The following is a 17,349-nucleotide window of genomic DNA, read 5'->3' on the forward strand; positions in this document are numbered from 1 at the left end:
GAGCCTGCCTGCCACGCGAGCTACAAGATGTAGCGGGACAGATCCTGGTCGTCGAGCACCGGCCCGAGCTTCTCGCGCACGTACGCCGCATCGATCCGCAGCTCGGTGCCGCCGCGCTCGGGCGCATGAAAGCCGATCTCGTCCAGCAGCCGTTCCATGATCGTGTGCAGCCGCCGCGCTCCCACGTTCTCGCTGCGGCCGTTGACCTCGGCCGCGATCGCCGCGATCTCGCCGATGCCGGATTCCTCGAACTCCAGCGTCACGCCCTCGGTAGCCAGCAGCGCCTTGTACTGGCGCACGAGCGAGTTCTGCGGCTCGGTCAGGATGCGAACGAAATCCTCGCGCCCGAGCGCATCCAGCTCCACGCGCACCGGAAAGCGTCCCTGGAACTCGGGGATCAGGTCGGACGGCTTTGCCAGATTGAAGGCACCCGAGGCGATGAAGAGGATGTGATCGGTGCGCACCATCCCGTGGCGGGTCTTGACCTGCGATCCTTCGACGATCGGCAGCAGGTCGCGCTGGACGCCTTCGCGGGAAACGTCCGGCCCGGAATAGGCGCCCTGCCGCGAGCAGATCTTGTCGATCTCGTCGAGAAACACGATGCCGTTCTGCTCGACGCGCCTGACCGCTTCCTGCGCGACCTTCTCCTGATCGATCAGGCCCTGCGCTTCCTGCTTGGTGAGCAGCTCGAGCGCATCCTTGACCGGCACCTTGCGCCGCGGTCGATCGCGGCCGCCGCCCAGCGGCGAGCCGCCGCCGAACAGGTTGGCCAGCGTGTCCTTCAGGCTCTGGCCCGCCTCCTCCATGTTCTGCGGCGTGATGACCTCGAAGAACGCTCCACCGGGGAGCTGCGGCGGCGGCGGCACGATTTCGACCATTCGGTCGTCGAGCTGCCCGTCGCGTAGCAGGCGCCGCATCTTCTCGAAGGTCGCCTGCGTCTCCGGATTGGTCGCCGGCCCGCCGGGACCCGTCATCGACGGCGTTGCCGGCAGCAGCTCGCCGATGATGCGGTCCTCGGCGCGCTCGCGCGCCTTCGTGTGAACCTTCTCCGTCTCCTCCTCGCGCACCAGCTCGATGGCAATGTCGACGAGGTCGCGGATGATCGACTCGACGTCGCGGCCGACGTAGCCGACCTCGGTGAAGCGGGACGCTTCGACCTTCACGAACGGCGCCTGCGCAAGGCGCGCCAGGCGCCGCGAGATCTCGGTCTTCCCGACGCCGGTGGGCCCGATCATGATGATGTTCTTCGGCGCGATCTCCTCGCGCAGCTCGCCGGGCACCTGCAGGCGCCGCCAGCGGTTGCGAAGCGCGATTGCCACCGCGCGTTTGGCCGCCGCCTGCCCGACGATGTAGCGGTCCAGCTCCGAGACGATCTCGCGCGGGGTCATGGGATAGCTGTTTGTCATCGGACGGCTCCGCTGCCGCTCATCGTCGCGCCCGGTCACGGCGCCGGCCGCTCACGACAGCTCCTCCACGGTGAGCTGGCCATTGGTGTACACGCAGATGGCGGCGGCGATGCGCATGGCCTCTTCGGCAACCGTTCGCGGCTCCAGCTCGGTGTGCGCGATCAGCGCCCGCGCCGCGGCGAGCGCGAAATTGCCGCCCGAGCCGATGGCAACGATGCCGTCGTCGGGCTCGATGACGTCGCCGGCCCCCGTGATCAGGAGCGTCGCCGTCGCATCCGCGACGACCAGCATAGCGTCCAGGCGCCGCAGCATCCGGTCGCTGCGCCAATCCTTGGCCAGCTCCACGGCCGCGCGCGACAGGTTGCCGCTGTACTTGTCGAGCTTGCCCTCGAACCGTTCGAACAGCGTCAGCGCATCGGCAGTGGCGCCGGCGAAGCCTCCGAGCACCTTGCCGCCGTGCAGCCGCCGGACCTTGCGAGCCGACGCCTTCAGAATGGTTCCGCCTGCGCTGACCTGTCCGTCGCCCGCCATGACCACGCGCTGCTGGCGGCGCACGGCAAGAATGGTCGTTCCGTGGATGTCCTGGCTCGCCACGCGCTCGACCTTTGCCGATTCACTGGCCGATTGCCAGTCACCGCGCACGAGCGCGCCGGCTACGGCGGCGTGCGCGGCAGCGACGCACGACGCGCGCGATCAAGCTCGCGGATGAGCCTTGCCGTGCACCGCAGCCAGGCGTGCCAGCTCGAGGTGCGTGTATCGCTGAGTCGTGGCGATGGACGCGTGCCCGAGCATCTCCTGGATCGCGCGCAGATCGGCGCCGCTCTCGAGCAGGTGCGTGGCAAACGAGTGTCGCAGCGAATGCGGCGTGGCGTGGCTGACGATTCCGCTGCGACGAAGATGCAGCTCGACGACGCGTCCGACGCTTCGGGTGGTCAGGCGACCGCCCTTGGCGTTGAGAAAGACCGCCTGCTCGTCGCACCGCGGTCCTTTCCAGCCCTCCCGGTACACGCGCAGCGCGCGCAGGGCCTCGGCGCCGATGGGCACGACCCGTTCCCTGCTCCCCTTGCCGCGTACGCGTGCCACGCCGATGCCTTCGTGCAGCGAGCTCCAGTTCAGCCCGACCGCCTCCGCGGCGCGCAGGCCGCACGAGTACAGGACTTCCAGCAACGCGCGGTCGCGACGCCCCAGCGACGTATCCGTGTCGGGCGAGGCGAGAAGACGGGCGAGGTCATCGACCGACAGGTGCACGGGCAGCATGCGCGGCACCTTGGGGGCGCTGACGGCGTCGGAGGGATTGCCGAGGCGCCCCTCGCGCCCGACCCAGGCGAAAAAGGCTCTGAGCGCGGCGAGCTTTCGAGCCGACGTCGCGCGCGAGGAGTCACGCAGCCTGGCCGCAAGAAACGCGCGAATGGCGGCCACGCCCGCGGCTACGATCCGTCCCGCATCCGGGGCCCGATCGTCGATCTCGCCGCGTTCGGCCAGAAACCCGAGAAACTGACGCAGGTCGGTCCGGTAGGCGCGGCGGGTGTTGGCGGAGAGGCCAGCCTCGCTGCGCAGCGCGCGCTCGAACGCATCGAGGAGCGCGTGCTCGGCAGAGGCTTCAGCTTCGGACGCCATCGCTCTCATGGTATCAACCCGGATCGTGGCGGCACAACAGTCCGCGCCCATTTCGGGCATCGCCGGTGAGAGCGTCGAGTTTCCTTCGCGACGCGGCAACCGTCTGGTCGGCGACCTGCATCGCGTCGGCACCGGCGCGGGCCGCTGGCTGGTGCTGTGTCACGGGATGGAGTCCACGCGCGGCGGCACCAAGCAGCAGGCGATCGTGCAGCGCATGGTCCCGCGCGGCTACAACGTGCTGCGGTTCGACTTCTCCTTCGTGGGCGACTCCGAAGGCGACTACGAGGATCTCACCGTCACCGGCGAGGTGGGCGACGTCCTGGGCGCGCTCGACTTCATGAGTGAATTCGCCGCCAGCGACTGCACGCTCGTCGGCTCCAGCCTCGGCGGGCTGGTGGCGCTGCTGGCGGCGGCGCAGGCGCCGCACGTCGTCAGCCGCGTGGCCACGATCGCAGCCGTGGCCGATACGCGCCTGTTCACGGAAAACCTCGGCGACAAGGCGATCGCCGACTGGCGGCGCCGCGGCCGTCATCGCATCGGCTCCGGCTTCCTCAAGCCCACCTTCCTCGACGACGTGCTGCGCATCGACGCTCCGGCCACCCTGGCCAAGGTGGCGATGCCGGTGCTGGTCATGCACGGAGACGCCGACACCGTCGTGCCGCTGCGTCATGCGCACATCATTGCCGACAGCGTCTCGGGCCCGGTCAAGGTCGAGACGTTTGCCGGCGTGGGCCACCGCTTCGAAGAGCCGGGCGCGCTCGAGCGCCTGCTCGACGTCCTGGAGCGCTGGCTCGAGCCGGGCGCCGCGCCGGCCAAGGGAGGGTGAGTCATGCCCGAGCGGTGCGTGATCTGCTACGCCTGCGGCTCTCCGACCACGTTCGACGCGACGGTCTCGCGCAACGCGCGCTGCGACGGCTGCGGCATGGACCTGCGCTGCTGCCGCACCTGCAGGTTCTACGACTCCTCCGCCTACAACGAATGCAGCGAGCCGTCGGCGGAGCGAGTCGTCGACAAGGAGCGTGCCAACTTCTGCGACTACTACACGCCGCGCGGCGCGACCGGCGCTGCCGCCGCCCCTGCGCCTTCCGACGACGCCCAGAGCGCTCTCGAGAACCTGTTCCGCAAAGGATGAGCACGTTGCGCGCGCTTCTCCTTCTCTTGTGCCTGCTCATGGGGCCGCCGCTTGCCGGCTGCACCGCCGACGACAGCACCGCGCGAGGCACCGCCGAAGCTTTCCTCGACGATCACTACGTTCGCATCCAACTCACCGATGCGCTCGCGCACACCACCGATCTTGCGCGACAGAAGGTCGAGAAGGAGATCGAGCTGGCCCGCGATTCCGCCATCGACGGCGAGACCGCCAAGCCGCACGTCTCCTACACGCAAAAGCTCGCACGGGAAGACGCGCAGCGGGCGACGTTCGAGTACGAGCTGCTGATCCGTCCCGAAGGGATGGAGCCGTTCCGCCGTCTGGTGCTGGTGGTCCTCAAGCCGGCCGGCGACGTCTGGCGCGTCACCAACTTCTCCGAGAAGACGGACTGATCGCCCGCGGGCAGCCTCAGCGTCCGGTGAACTGCGGCGTCCTCTTTTCGCGCATCGCCTGGATTCCTTCGGCTGCATCGGCGGTGGCGAACGTCGTGGCCTGCACGCTCGCTTCGCGGACCAGCGCATCGTCGAGCGAGCGCTGCTCGGTGGCCGACAGCGTCTGCTTGAGGCCTCGCACCGCCAGCGGGGCGGCGGCGGCGATGCCCGCGGCCAATTCCTCGACGGCGGCATCGAAGTCGTCTCCGGCGACGCGGTTGACCAGGCCCATGGCCAGCGCTTCTTCGGCGCCCACCATGCGTCCCGAATAGAGCAGGTCGGCGGCGCGGCTGGGACCGATCAGCCGCGGCAGCGTCCAGGTGGCCGCCATGCCCGGATGAATGCCGAGCCGGACGAACGTCATTCCCACCTTGGCGTCCCGATGCATCACGCGCAGGTCGGCGCCCAGCGCGAAGCACAGCCCTGCGCCCACGGCATGGCCATTGATGGCGGCGATCGACGGAACGCGAAGGTCGCGAATCGACAGGAACGCCCGGTAGAAGTTCTCGCCTCCTCCGAGGCCTTCCTCGCCGCTGCCCGCGCTCGTCTCGGCACCGAGCGTGCGAAGATCGGCGCCGGAGCAGAAGCCCTTGCCGGCGCCGCGAATGACCACCACGCGCACGCCGTGATCGGCGTTGAGCTCGGCCACGGCTCGCCTCATCTCCTGCCCCATCCTGGGCGTCATCGCATTGCGCTCGGCGGGACGGTTCAGCGTCATGCGGCCGATGCCACCGGAGGTCTCCACCAGAATCTGCTCGTAAGGCATCGCGTTGCTCCCCCCGCGGCAGGAACGTAGAATTCGCGTCCACTAACGCGCCAGGTTCCTGCAGTCAAAGCAGGTGACGCCGAAGCGCGCTCCCGGAAGCCTCGAGATGAAAGCGAAGCGGAACACGAAATGGACGGTGCTGGTCTGCCTGGTCGTGGCGGCAGTGGCGCTGGCGGAGGTTTCCGACACCGCCGCCGCACGCAAGCAGCGCGGCGCTGCTCGGCAGGCAACCGAGCGGAGCGACGCGGCGGGCGAGGCAGGCACGCGCGATGCGCGCGAGGCGGCACCGGCCGGCGCTGCAGCCGGCGAGGCCGGCAGCGGGCAGGGCACGGACGATCTGATCGGACGATGGCGCAAGCTGGTCGGCAACGCTGCGCCTTCGCGCATCACCACTCTGCTCGGCATCGTGCATCCGGTCCAGGGTCAGGATCTGGCCGCGCGGTTTGAGCCGGACCCGTCCGGCGGCGCGCGCTACGTCGCCGACGATCTGGCGCTCGACATCCACCTTCCCATTGCGAGGCCTTTTCGCGTCGAGGACGCACGCATCGTGCTGGAGCCGTCGGCCGACGGCGCATCCATGCGCTTCGAGATCAGCGGCTCGGCCTTCGGCGCACCCACGCGCCCGCTCACTGACGGAACGGTCGTCTGGGGTGCCGGTCCGCTGGGCGGCGACAAGCTCACGGCAAGGCTCCATCTGCAGAACGCGCAGGTGGAGGCGCTGCGCGCGGCATTCCCCGAACGCTTCGATCCGAGCTTCACGGGCGCGATGTCGATGCAGGTGGACGCCGACGGCATCGTCGGCGAGAGCACGAGCGAGGAAGCGCCGGCCACGCCGCTTCGAGGCAAGATCAGCGGCAGCATCGACTGGAGCCTGTTCGGCCGCACCGCGCCGCTGCAGTTCTCGAGCGACTTCTCGATCGACGATCGCATGCTGCGTCTGAGCGGCGGCCAGATGGCCTGGCAGAACCTGACGCTGTCGCAGGTCAAAGGCACTGCGGGCGTGCGCACCAGCGGGGACTTCCGGCTCAGCGCCGCCTTCGGCGACGTCGATGCGGGCAAGGTCGCCGCCGACTGGGACGTGCCGGAGCCGTGGAGGCCGCAGGCGATCGTGCGCGGCAAGATCGAGTTCTTCGGCAAGCCGGGCGAGTCGTTCATCGCGTACGATGCGGAATCACCCGAGATCTTCGTTCCCGCCATGGCCGGATATCCGGTGCGGCTGAAGCCGACGCGCATCGCGGGCCGCCTGGCGGCCATCAACGGCGACGTGATCGCGAGCTTTCGTCCCGGTTCCTTCCACGTCGGCCCGTTCGATCTCGGCGACGTGGGCTTCGGCCTGCGCTGGTTTCGTGAACATCTGCAGGTCAATATCGCCAACACCACGCTCTGGGGCAGCGATGCGGCGGTGACGGCGACGTACCGTGCACCCGAGCACCCGGCAGCGACGTTCACGGGAAAGATCGGGCCGATCGCGATGAACGATCTGGCGCCGCGCGTGGTGCCCGCGCTGTCGCTGGACGTCGAAGGCATGGGCGAGGCGGCGTTTCGCGCGGGCCAGGACATCGCACGCAACAAGTATTTCGTGGGCCGCGCCGGCATCCGCAACGGTCGCTGGGGAAGCGACAATCTCTTCGAGAAGCTGATGGAGGCTCTGGCGGCGGCCGATCCCGCGCTAGCGCTGCCCGCCGCTTCCGCTTCGCTGGTGCCGCGGCACAAATCGGGTCGCGGCACGCCCGGCGACCGCATCCTGTTCGCATTCGCGCAGCGCGAACAGGACTACGAGATCGGCGGCGTGCTCGTGCGAGCCGGTGAGACGCAGCTCGAAGCCGACGGTCGCATGACGCGCGACGGTGCGCTGCAGCTCCAGGGCCACGTCCACCTGCCGGCGCAGGTGACGGATGCGCTCGTCTCGTCGGCTCCGTGGGCGAAGGCGCTGCGCGTCGCGCCGGCCGCCGGGACGTACGTCCACGTGTTCATCGGCGGCACGGCGGCTGCGCCGACGATCGCGCTGACTCCCCAGTACGTGGAGCTGGTGGCGCAGGCCAAGGCGGGGCGGCCCGTCGAGGCGCCGCGCAACGTGGCCGTCAAGAGCCTTGCCGACGATCAGCTTCCGACTTTGGGCATCGACATCGAGTGACCGGGCTGCTGCTGACGCTGGCGCTGCTGGCGGCGCTTGCGGCGAGCGCGTATCGCTGGCTGCGCCGGCGGCGCTTCCGTCAGGCACTGGCCGCGCTTCCGGGCGGCAGTCCCGCCACCGCCATCGAGGTCGAAGGCTTTGGAGAGATCGACTTCCACGTCCACCAGCGCATCTGTCCGTGCGGCGGGCGTGTGCAAAGCCTCGGCGAGCGCTCCTCGCCCGCCGGCCAGCAAGTGCTGCGCGTGGTTCGGGTCGAATGCCGCTCCTGCGAGGAGATCGCCGAGATCTGGTTCGACGCCTCGCGCGCCTATCATTGAGCCATCTTCATGAGCGAGAGGCGACGAGAAGTGGACGTTTCGGAGGCCGAGCTGGACGCCGGCCTCGGCGTCTACACGCTGTTCTTCTCGGTGCCACGCTTCGAGATCGTCTTCTTCAAGCTGGTCATCGAGTCCTACGAGGGCCTCGCGTCGGGCCGCTCGATGGACCGCCACCCCGGCGACGACGAGGGTCGGGTGCTCGAGGCGGTGCTGGCAGTGCCCGATCTGATCGAGGACACGCGCCGCATGCTCAGCTGGCTGCTCGAGGCTACCGACGCGGTGCAGGTGCCTTCGTCCTCGGCGCTGCGGCGCGAGCTGCGCGAGGCGTTGTCACTCTGAGGCAGGCGGCACGGTTGCCGGCGTGAAAGCGGGCGCTTCGAGACCAGCATCGATGGCCGGACGCATTGCATCTTGCGGCTGCGCCCGCGCGGCGATGTTGTCATGCGCCGCCGTCGCTCGCGGCGGCGCCGGCCTCCCCGGCCACCGCCTCGGTGCGGCGGCCGCACGTGTACGCCACGCCGATCGACAGCACGTACAGGATCAGCAGCGGCACCGCCATCATCATCTGGGAGGCGACGTCGGGAGGCGTCAGGATGGCGGCCACGATGAAGATCGCCAGCACCGCGAAGCGCGCATAGTCGATCAGCATCCGGTGCGTGACCACGCCGGCGCGCGCCAGGAAATACGTCAGCACCGGCATCTCGAACGTGATGCCGAAGGCCAGCATCATGCGCGAGGAGAACGAAAGATATTCGCTGATGCGCAGCACCGGCGTCGCGCCGATGTTCTCGTACTCCTGCAGGAAGAACGGGAAGCCGACCGGGAAGACCACGCGGTAGCAGAAGGATGCGCCGGCCAGGAAGAAGAACGTGCCGGCGATGGTGAACCAGCGTGCGAAGCCCGCCTCGCTCTCCTTGAGGCCGGGCACGATGAACTTCCACAGCTGGTACAGCACCACCGGCAGCGCCAGGAACACCGCGGCCACGGCGCACACCGCGATGCGCGTGAAGAACGCCTCTGCCACGCCGGTGCCGACGATCTGCACTTCGTATCCGGAGCTGGCGGCGCTGGTTAGCAGCGGAGCTTCGAGAAACTCGAAAAGCTGGCGCGAATACGGATAGCAGAACGCGAAAGCGACGGTGATCGCGCCGAGGGCGATGGCGATACGCCGGCGAAGCTCGGCGAGATGGCCGGTCAGTGGCAGCTCGACGTCGGCCATCGTCGCGGCGTCAGGAGGCTTTGTCGGAGGTTGCGGGCGCCGGAGGCGGCATCGGGCGATCGGTGGCTGCCGAAGTCTGCGGTGCGGCCGACGGCGACGACGAAGCGTCGAGCGCGACATCGGCAGCCGGCGCCGGCGCGCCAGGACCCGCCGGCGCCGTGTGGACGGCGGCGGCTGCGCCTCGGGAAGCCAGGCCGGTTGCGGCTGCAGCGCCCGACGCACTCGCGGCATCGGGCGTCGTCGAAGCGGGTTTCTCCTCGACCCGCTGCGTGCGCGAGACGCGCTTGTCGGGCTGCGCTGCCTTGGCCGTCTGCCGGGTTTCCTCCTCGAGCATGATGCGCGCGTTCTCCAGCTCCTCGCTGATGTCGGAAGTGGCGCGACGGAACTCGCCCATGGCCTTGCCGAGAGCACGCGCCAGCTCGGGCAGGCGCGTGGGCCCGAGCACGAGCAGCGCGATGACGAGAATGACGATGAGCTCGCTGGGGCCGATGCCGAACATCCGCGTCGCACGCTAGGAGCACGTGGGCAGAGTGTCAACCCTGCTGCAGCGCTGGCATGCGCGCCGCTGCTGCCTAAGAATCGTCTCGTGCGCGACACCGTCCTGCTGATCGATCCGCGTTTCCGCCAGCATCTCACCGGCAGCCACCACCCCGAACGGCCCGAACGACTCGAAGTGCTCGAGAGGCTCTTTGCCACCGAGGGCTTCGCCGATCTGCGCCGTCTCGCTCCGCGAGCGGCCGAGGAAGAGGAGCTGCGGCGCGTGCACGAGCACGATCACGTGGCCGCGGTGGCCGCCAGCGCTGCACGCGCGCACACCCAGTTCGACGCCGACACGCCCGCCTCCACCGGTTCCTTCGAAGCGGCGCGGCTGGCGGCCGGCGGCGCCATCGCCATGGCCGATGCCATTCTCGCCGGCGAAGCGGACAACGGTTTTGCCGCCCTGCGCCCGCCGGGCCATCACGCCGAGGCATGGCGACCGATGGGGTTCTGCCTGTTCAACAACGTGGCGGTGGTCGCACGCCATCTTCGCCAGGCGCGAGGCCTGGACCGCGTGCTCATCGTCGATTGGGACGTGCATCACGGCAACGGCACGCAGAACACCTTCTACGACGACGATTCGGTGATGTACGTGTCCACGCACCAGTATCCGTTCTATCCCGGCACCGGCTCGGCGGCCGAGATCGGGCGCGGCGCGGGCACCGGCTACAACATCAACGTCCCGATGCCCGCGGGGGCCGGTGACGAGCACTACTACGCAGCCTTTCGCGATCTCATCCTGCCGGTGGCGCGCCGGTTCCGGCCGCAGTTCGTTCTGGTGTCGGCCGGATTCGACGCGCATCGCAGCGATCCGCTTGCATCGATGCAGCTGAGCACCGAGGCGTTCGGCGAGATGACCAACGCGCTCGTCGAAGTGGCCGACGAGCACGCGCAGGGAAGAATCCTTCTTCTGCTCGAGGGCGGCTACGATCTTTCGGCGCTGGCGGCGTCGGTCGAGCGTTCGGTGGACGCGTTGCGCCGGCCCGCGCGCTTCGAGCGCAGCGAGGGCGAGCTCACTGCATGGGGACGTCAGGCGGCCGAGGCGGCGGCGGCCGTGTGGGATACGGAATGAACCCGGGCTCGGCCCGGCGCGCGCTCTCCTGATCCGGCGGCGAGGGCGGCGGCGCCACGGTGCCCGGCGGGCGCACGCGCGCGCCCGGCGGCGGCGCGGTTGGCTTGGGCGGGCGCTGCTCGGGCAGCGTCGGCGACGGCCCACCGCTGGGCAGATCGTCCGGCGGTCTTCGCTGCAGATCCTCTTCGGCCATCGGCGCCGTCAGCATGCGCTGGCGTTCCTGCGGCGTCGGATGGCGCGGCGCCATGTAGCGCTCCTCGATGATGGGCCGCGACGGCGTCGGCACGGCCGGCCTGCTCGGGCTCGGCGGCCGGTAGCTCGAGGAGGGCGGCTGGAAGTCGGGCGGCGGCCCCGGCGCGCGTGCACTCGGCGGCGGCGGCGTGCGGTGCGTCGGCGGGCTCACGGGCGGCCGGTCCGGCGGGCGCGGCGCCGGAACCGGCTCGCCGGTGCGAAGGTCGACGAAATCGTCCTCGTCGCGCGCCTCGTCCCGCTGCTCGCCATAGCGATCGATGATGCGCGGCCCGCGGCGCACGGGCTCCTCGACGCTCTCTTCGCGCGGCTCGAAGGGATCGTCGCGTTCCTGCGGGCTCGGCCGGCCGGAAGCATCCGCTGGCGGCGCTCCCGGCTCACGCGACGGCCGCTCGTACCGCTCCGCGTGCGGCCGCGGCTCCACCCGCTCGAAATCGTCCTCCGACATCGTTCTCGGAGGATCCGGCGGCGGCAGCGGCAGGCGGCTGGGCGCGTAGCGGCTCGGCGGCGGCGCCGAGTACCGGGCGACCGGCGGCGGCCCCGCGCGATCCGCTGGGGGCGGCTCGCGGTCGGCCGGCGCCAAATAGCGGTCGCCGTCGGGAGGAGCCGAGTGCCGCTCGGCTCTCGGCGGTGCGGAATAGCGGGCAGCCGGCGGCGCGGAGTAGCGGCCCGGCGCCGGGTAACGGTCGGGCGGCGCGTCTCGGTCGGGCGGCGGCACGTATCGCTCCGGCGGAGGCGCCGCGTGTCGATCGGGCGGAGGCGCGGGCGGCGGCGGCGGAATGTAGCGGTCGGGCGGGCGCGGAGAGGAGCCCTGGGCCGGGACGCGGAAGCGGCTGTCGTAGACGGGGCCGGCAGGGCGCTGGTAGCGCGGATCGGGCTCGGCCTCGGCCTCGTCGGGGATGCGGTAGACGCCGTCGTCCTCGCTTTCGAGGGGCACGCGATACGGATCGTTCTCGGCGGCCTCGACCTCTTCGCGGAAGCCGTCGTCGGGCTGCGTGTCGGGAAAGGTGTCCTCGGTGGCGCCGTCCTCGCCGGGCTCGGCGAGGATGGGTCTGCGAGGCTCGCGCCTCTCGTTCGCCCACACCGTCGGCGGCTCGATCGGTTCGGTGCCTTCCTTGAAGCATTCCAGGAAGGCATCGGTCGTCGCTTCGCTGGCGCGCGTGCCGGAGCCCGCATCGATGTTGACGCAGCGGATGCCGTCGGGAAGCTCGAAGTCGCGCACGGGCCGAGACTGCAGCGCCGCCTTCATGAACTCGAGCCACACCGGCGCGGCCACGCGTCCACCGGTTCCCATCTTTCCCATGGAACGCGTCTGATCGTCGAAGCCGACCCAGACGCCCACGACGAGGTCGGGCGTGTAGCCGACGAACCACGCATCCCGCTGGTCGTTGGTGGTGCCGGTCTTGCCGGCAACGGGCCGGCCCAGCGCCTTGATGGTGGTTGCCGTACCGCGCTGCACGACGCCTTCGAGAATGTACGTCATCAGCGCGGCGGTCTGCGGCGACAACACCTCGCGGCGCCGCGCCTGCGCCTGGAAGAAGACGGTGCCGGCCTTGTCCTCCACTTTCTTGACGATGACGGGCTCGACCTTGACGCCGCCGCCGGCGAAAGCCGTGTAGCCGGCGGTCAGGTCCAGCAGCGACATCTCGGAGGTTCCCAGTGCGATCGAGAGGTTGGCGCCGAGCTCGGCGTCGAAGTGAAAGCGCTCCAGATAATCGACCACGGTGTCGACACCGACCGCATCGACGAGCTTGACCGAGACCACGTTGCGCGACTGCTCGAGAGCCTGACGGAAGCTGATGGGCCCGCGGTAGTCGCGCGTGTAGTTTCGGGGCTGCCACGGCTTGCCGTTGTCCATGTACTCGACCGGCGAGTCGCGAAGCATGCTCGCCGGGGTGTAACCGTGGTCGAGGCCGGCTGCGTAGACGAACGGCTTGAACGCCGAGCCCGGCTGGCGCTTGGCCTGCAGCGCACGGTTGAACTGGGTGCGCAGGAAGTCGTAGCCGCCGACCATGGCCGCCACTCCGCCATCCTTCATGTCGATGGCAACCAGCGCCGCCTCGATCTCCGGGGTCTGCGCGAGGTAGAGCTTGTCGGCGGAGGCCGGCTGCTGCGCGGGCGGCTCCTTGTCGGCTTCGCCGTCGCCGTCTTCGTCGAGATTGATGAACTGGCGCGGCGCCGATTCGCCCGGCTTGCGCGTGCGTACCTCGACGACGTCTCCGACCTTGAACGACCTGCTCTTGACCTTCGAGCTCCAGCTGACCGAGGAGGTGTCGACCTTGCCTCGATGCGGGCCCACCACCACCTCGATGCTTCCCGAAGAGGCCGACGTGACCACGCCCTGATAGATGCGCTCGCGATCGAGCGTGGCCAGGGAAGGATCGGTGGCGTCGCGATCGATGCGCGACTGCATGCTCGTGGCGTCCAGGTGCTCGAGAGGGCCGCGATAGCCCAGGGCAGTATCGACGCGCTCGATGCCGTTGCGCACGGCGGCCTCGGCCAGGCCCTGCAGCCGCGGATCCATCGCCGTGTGCACGGTGTAGCCCTGGTTGTACGGCGCATCCTCGCCGAACATCTCCTCGAGCTGCAGGCGCACCGCCTCGGTGTAGTAATTCCGCACCGACTGCCGCTGGTCGGCCTGGGGCGCAAGGGTGAGCTCTTCGCGCAGCGCATTCTGGTAGTCGCCGGCGCTGAGGAAGTTCTCCTCGACCATGCGCCGCAGCACGTAGCGCTGACGCTTCATGGCGGCTTCAGGGTTTCGGCGAGGAGAATATCGACTCGGAGCCGCCGGCAGGCCCGCCAGCAGCGCGGCCTGCGCGGGGGTCAGCTCGGAGACCTGCTTGTCGAAGTAGCTGCGGGCCGCGGCGCCGACGCCGTGATTGCCTTCGCCGAAGTAGATCTGGTTGAGGTACAGCTCCAGGATCTGATCCTTGCTGAGGTGCTGCTCCAGGCGCAGCGCCAGCAGGATCTCCTTCATCTTTCGTTCGTAACTGCGCTCGGGTGTCAGCAGCAGGACCTTGACCACCTGCTGCGTGATGGTGCTGCCGCCCTGCACGACCGAGCCGGCGCTGAGGTTGGCGGCGAATGCGCGCGCGATGCCGATGAAATCGACGCCGGAATGGCTGTAGAAGTCGGCGTCTTCGGAGGCCAGGAACGCGTTGCGCACCACCGGCGGGATCTTCTCGATGGGCACCAGGTAGCGGCGCTCGCGGTAGAACTCCTCGACCAGGGCGCCGTCGCTGGCAAAAACCCTGGTGGCAACCGGCGGCTCGTATTGAAGCAGGCGTTCGATGGGCGGCAGCGCCGAGGTCATTTCGTCGTAGGTGGCGAGCACGATCACGCCACCCACCGCGCACACGAGCGACAGCATCACTGCCACCATCCACTTCAGCATCCGCATCGCTCGTATGTCCTTTATAAACCTTTCGAAAAGCTACCCGCGGTGGCACCGGCGCGCAACACGCCCGCCTGCGCGCGCACGGCCGTTGCGCGGAAGTTGTGAGCGTATGGGCGTCCGGTTATAGCCCCTCGACGTGAACGCAGACGGGTTCTCCGGCGCCATTCGCCAGGCAGCGGCACTTCTCGCGCAAGCTCGCAGCGTAGTCGTCCTGACCGGCGCCGGCGTTTCGACCGAGTCGGGCATCCCCGACTTTCGTTCCCCTGGCGGCCTCTGGACCAGATACGATCCGCGCAAGCTGACATTCGATCTCTTCTGCGCGTACGAAGCCACGCGGCGCGACTACTGGAAGATGTCGACGGAGTCGTATCCGGTCCTGCGCGATGCCGAGCCCAATGCCGCGCACCATGCGATCGTGGCGATCGAGAAGGCCGGCAAGCTCTTGCGGCTGGTCACGCAGAACGTGGACGGCCTGCACCGAAAGGCGGGCAGCTCGCCCGAGCGCACCACCGAGATCCACGGCTCGTCGCTGCGCGCCGGCTGCATCGATTGCGGCGCCAGCCACGATCGCGAGCAGCTCCACCGCAGGCTGGTCGCGGGCGAGGTCGTGGTGCCCTCGTGCGACGTGTGCGGCGGGCGCGTCAAGCCGGCCACGATCTCGTTCGGCCAGTCGATGCCCGAGCGCGAGACGGCGCAGGCGTTCGAGGCGGCCGAAGCCTGCGACCTGATGCTGGTGGTCGGATCGTCGCTGCAGGTGTATCCGGCCGCCGCGCTTCCGGACACCGCCGTGGCGGCCGGATCGCGCCTGATCATCGTCAACAACGAGGAGACGCCCAAGGACGACATCGCCGACGTGCTGCTGCGCGGCTCGGCCGGCGAGTCGATGTCGCTGCTCGTGCGCGCGGCGGGTCTCGAGCTTCCTTGATCCCCTTCGTCGACCTGGCCTCGGATTTCGCGCTCGTCGAAAAGCAGGCGCGAAAGCGCATCGATGACGTGCTCGCTCGCCAGCTGTTCGTGCACGGGCCGCAGACCGCCGAGCTGGAGCGCGCCATCCAGGAGCTGACCGGCGCCCGCTTTGCCATCGCGTGCTCGTCGGGCAGCGATGCCCTCTACCTGGCGCTGCTCGCGCTCGGGATCGGGCCTGGCGATGCGGTGATCGTTCCCGCCTTCACGTTCTTCGCCAGCGCCGGCGCCGTCGTTCGCGCGGGCGCCCAGCCGGTCTTCTGCGACATCGATGACCGCACCTTCCTTGCCGGCGCCGCCCAAATGGCAGCCGCCGTGGATCGCCATTTCGACGGGTCGCTTCGTCACCGCCGCACGCGCGCACGGCTGCGCGCGCTGCTGCCGGTGCATCTCTACGGGCGCATGACGGCAATGGACGAGTTGGTGTCGTATGCACGCGAGCGCGATCTGCGCGTGATCGAGGATGCGGCGCAGGCCCTGGGCGCGCGGTCGGACGCGGGAGCGGCCGCGGCGGTCGGTGACGCCGGTTGTCTTTCGTTCTATCCGACCAAGAACCTGGGCGGCCCGGGCGACGGGGGCATGGTCGTGACCAATGACCAGACGCTGGCGCGCCGCCTCTCGCGCCTGCGCGTTCACGGCGCGGCGCCAGGCAGCTACGAGCACGAGGACGCCGGAATCAACGCGCGCATGAATGAGCTGGTGGCCGCCGTTCTCAATGCCAAGCTTTCGCACCTGGCGGCCTGGAACGCGCGGCGGCAGGAGATCGCCGCTCTGTATGAGCGGCATCTGGCACCGGCGGCCGCGGCCAACATCCTCATCCTGCCGCAGCCGGCCACGGGCAAGGAGCACGTCTGGCACCAGCTCACGGTGCGTGTGCCCTGCGGCCGCGATGCCGTGCAGGCGCGCCTGGAGCGCGAAGGGATCGCGACGCGGGTTTTTTATCCGCTTCCCCTCCATCTGCAGCCATGCCTGGCCGCCGAGGGCGGTGCACGCGGCGATCTGCCGGTCAGCGAGCGCATGGCTGAGCAGGTGCTGAGCCTGCCGATCTATCCGTCGCTTGCCGACGAGGCGGTGGCGGCAGTCTGCGCCGGCCTGTCCGCTGCGTGCGGCGACGCTGCGCACGGGCAACGATGACCAACGTGCGTGCGCGAGCGCGGCGTTGCCCGAAGGCAGCGTGGACGATGGCCGCAACGCGGCGCCGTCGCCGCGCGCTCGTCCCCGCAGCGACGGTGCCGAGGCGCGCGTCGCGGGGCCTGCCGCGATGAAGAGGCCACCGTTCGTTCTTGCCATCGGCGGCCTCGATCCGAGCTGCGGCGCCGGCATCGTGGCCGACGCGCGCACGCTCGAGCGGCTCGAAGTCATGCCGCTCGCCGTCGCCACCGCGGTGACCGTGCAATCGGGAGGCGGCGTGCGAGCCACGCACCCGGTTCCCGTTCCGCAAGTGACGGCACAGCTGCGCGAGCTTCTGCGCGCCTTTCCCGCATCGGCAATCAAGATCGGCCAGGTGCCGTCGGCGGCTTGCGCCGCCGCGCTGGCCGCTACGCTGCGCCCGCTGACTGCGCGAGTGCCGCTGGTGCTCGATCCTGTCTTGCGTGCTTCGGGCGGCGGCGAGCTGGCTGGGCCCGCGGCGGCGCGCGCCATCCTTGCGCGGCTCCTGCCGCTGGCGGCGGTGGTGACGGTCAACCTCGACGAGGCGGCCGTGCTGACCGGTATGGCGGTGCGCGACGTGGACGGGATGTCGGCCGCGGCGCGCCGCCTCTCGTCGCGGACGACCGGAGCCATCGTCATCAAGGGCGGGCACCTGCGCGGCCAGCCTCTCGACATGCTGTTGCACGAAGGCTGCGAGCGGATTTTTCGCGGCACGCGGCTGCGCGGTTCGATGCACGGGACCGGGTGCGCATTCGCCAGCGCGATGGCGGCGGCGCTGGCGCGCGGCATGAGCGTCGAAGCCGCACTGGTCGGCGCGAGAAAGCACGTGCGCGAATTGCTGACGCACGCCGTCACTGCCGGCGGCGCACGATTGCGCGCGCCCCGCCGCGTTCGTTGAGATTGGCGTGTGGGCACTGATATAGGTGCGTCATCAAAGACGCA

Annotated in this window: 17 protein-coding genes; 10 read left to right on the forward strand and 7 right to left on the reverse strand. The window is 69.7% G+C overall.

Annotated elements, in window-relative coordinates; translation table 11 throughout:
• Nucleotides 1-20: 20 nt before the first annotated feature.
• From hslU to VEC57_07235, 3 genes are all read right to left on the reverse strand, one after another.
• Nucleotides 21-1,406, reverse strand: coding sequence for an ATP-dependent protease ATPase subunit HslU (hslU, locus tag VEC57_07225; protein HYB98915.1), 1,386 nt, complete (start codon nt 1,404-1,406; stop codon nt 21-23).
• A 51-nt stretch (nt 1,407-1,457) separates the two neighbouring features.
• Nucleotides 1,458-2,000 (reverse strand): ATP-dependent protease subunit HslV, encoded by a 543-nt coding sequence (gene hslV, locus VEC57_07230; GenBank protein HYB98916.1) that lies wholly within the window; start codon nt 1,998-2,000, stop codon nt 1,458-1,460.
• 99 nt (nt 2,001-2,099) lie between these two features.
• Nucleotides 2,100-3,023, reverse strand: a complete 924-nt coding sequence (locus VEC57_07235) for a tyrosine recombinase XerC (GenBank protein HYB98917.1) — start codon at nt 3,021-3,023, stop codon at nt 2,100-2,102.
• Nucleotides 3,024-3,048: 25 nt separating this feature from the next.
• On the opposite strand from VEC57_07235, the gene VEC57_07240 reads away from it, so the two are divergent.
• Genes VEC57_07240 through VEC57_07250 form a run of 3 tightly spaced genes read left to right on the forward strand, consistent with a single transcriptional unit; the run spans nt 3,049 to nt 4,565 of the window.
• Nucleotides 3,049-3,849 carry an alpha/beta hydrolase gene (locus VEC57_07240; GenBank protein ID HYB98918.1) on the forward strand — a complete coding sequence of 267 codons (801 nt, stop codon included), beginning with the start codon at nt 3,049-3,051 and terminating at the stop codon, nt 3,847-3,849.
• Nucleotides 3,850-3,852: 3 nt separating this feature from the next.
• Nucleotides 3,853-4,155 (forward strand): hypothetical protein, encoded by a 303-nt coding sequence (locus VEC57_07245; protein ID HYB98919.1) that lies wholly within the window; start codon nt 3,853-3,855, stop codon nt 4,153-4,155.
• 5 nt (nt 4,156-4,160) lie between these two features.
• On the forward strand, nt 4,161-4,565 hold the full coding sequence (locus VEC57_07250; protein ID HYB98920.1) for a hypothetical protein: 405 nt from the start codon (nt 4,161-4,163) through the stop codon (nt 4,563-4,565).
• 16 nt (nt 4,566-4,581) lie between these two features.
• Here the strand turns inward: VEC57_07250 and VEC57_07255 are convergent, their stop codons facing one another.
• Nucleotides 4,582-5,370, reverse strand: coding sequence for an enoyl-CoA hydratase/isomerase family protein (locus VEC57_07255; protein HYB98921.1), 789 nt, complete (start codon nt 5,368-5,370; stop codon nt 4,582-4,584).
• Between the two features lie 106 nt (nt 5,371-5,476).
• Here VEC57_07255 and VEC57_07260 point away from each other — a divergent pair, with 106 nt between their 5' ends.
• The 3 genes from VEC57_07260 to VEC57_07270 are packed head-to-tail and all read left to right on the forward strand — an operon-like array spanning nt 5,477 to nt 8,160.
• Nucleotides 5,477-7,504, forward strand: coding sequence for a hypothetical protein (locus VEC57_07260; protein HYB98922.1), 2,028 nt, complete (start codon nt 5,477-5,479; stop codon nt 7,502-7,504).
• Nucleotides 7,501-7,821 (forward strand): hypothetical protein, encoded by a 321-nt coding sequence (locus VEC57_07265; GenBank protein HYB98923.1) that lies wholly within the window; start codon nt 7,501-7,503, stop codon nt 7,819-7,821. Before VEC57_07260 ends, VEC57_07265 begins: the two co-directional genes overlap by 4 nt.
• A 9-nt stretch (nt 7,822-7,830) precedes the next feature.
• Nucleotides 7,831-8,160, forward strand: coding sequence for a hypothetical protein (locus VEC57_07270; protein HYB98924.1), 330 nt, complete (start codon nt 7,831-7,833; stop codon nt 8,158-8,160).
• Between the two features lie 100 nt (nt 8,161-8,260).
• Here VEC57_07270 and tatC read toward each other — a convergent pair whose 3' ends face one another.
• Complete coding sequence (tatC, locus tag VEC57_07275) at nt 8,261-9,040, reverse strand: twin-arginine translocase subunit TatC (GenBank protein HYB98925.1); 780 nt, start codon at nt 9,038-9,040, stop codon at nt 8,261-8,263.
• 10 nt (nt 9,041-9,050) lie between these two features.
• Complete coding sequence (gene tatB / locus VEC57_07280; GenBank protein ID HYB98926.1) at nt 9,051-9,539, reverse strand: Sec-independent protein translocase protein TatB; 489 nt, start codon at nt 9,537-9,539, stop codon at nt 9,051-9,053.
• Between the two features lie 87 nt (nt 9,540-9,626).
• Between tatB and VEC57_07285 the strand changes: the two genes are divergently transcribed.
• Entirely contained in the window at nt 9,627-10,649 is a 1,023-nt protein-coding gene (locus VEC57_07285; protein HYB98927.1) for a histone deacetylase, read from the forward strand.
• Here VEC57_07285 and VEC57_07290 read toward each other — a convergent pair.
• The gene (locus VEC57_07290; protein ID HYB98928.1) at nt 10,591-14,298 is read right to left on the reverse strand and encodes a PBP1A family penicillin-binding protein; all 3,708 of its coding nucleotides are present in this window, start codon (nt 14,296-14,298) and stop codon (nt 10,591-10,593) included. The genes VEC57_07285 and VEC57_07290 overlap by 59 nt on opposite strands.
• A gap of 133 nt (nt 14,299-14,431) precedes the next feature.
• Here VEC57_07290 and VEC57_07295 point away from each other — a divergent pair, with 133 nt between their 5' ends.
• From VEC57_07295 to VEC57_07305, 3 genes are all read left to right on the forward strand, one after another.
• Nucleotides 14,432-15,220, forward strand: a complete 789-nt coding sequence (locus VEC57_07295) for a Sir2 family NAD-dependent protein deacetylase (protein ID HYB98929.1) — start codon at nt 14,432-14,434, stop codon at nt 15,218-15,220.
• On the forward strand, nt 15,217-16,392 hold the full coding sequence (locus VEC57_07300) for a DegT/DnrJ/EryC1/StrS family aminotransferase (GenBank protein HYB98930.1): 1,176 nt from the start codon (nt 15,217-15,219) through the stop codon (nt 16,390-16,392). Before VEC57_07295 ends, VEC57_07300 begins: the two co-directional genes overlap by 4 nt.
• A gap of 127 nt (nt 16,393-16,519) precedes the next feature.
• Entirely contained in the window at nt 16,520-17,305 is a 786-nt protein-coding gene (locus VEC57_07305; GenBank protein HYB98931.1) for a hydroxymethylpyrimidine/phosphomethylpyrimidine kinase, read from the forward strand.
• Nucleotides 17,306-17,349: the final 44 nt, after the last annotated feature.

It is taken from the genome of Candidatus Limnocylindrales bacterium, assembly GCA_035626395.1.
GTDB lineage: Bacteria > Desulfobacterota > Binatia > UBA1149 > CAITLU01 > DASPNH01.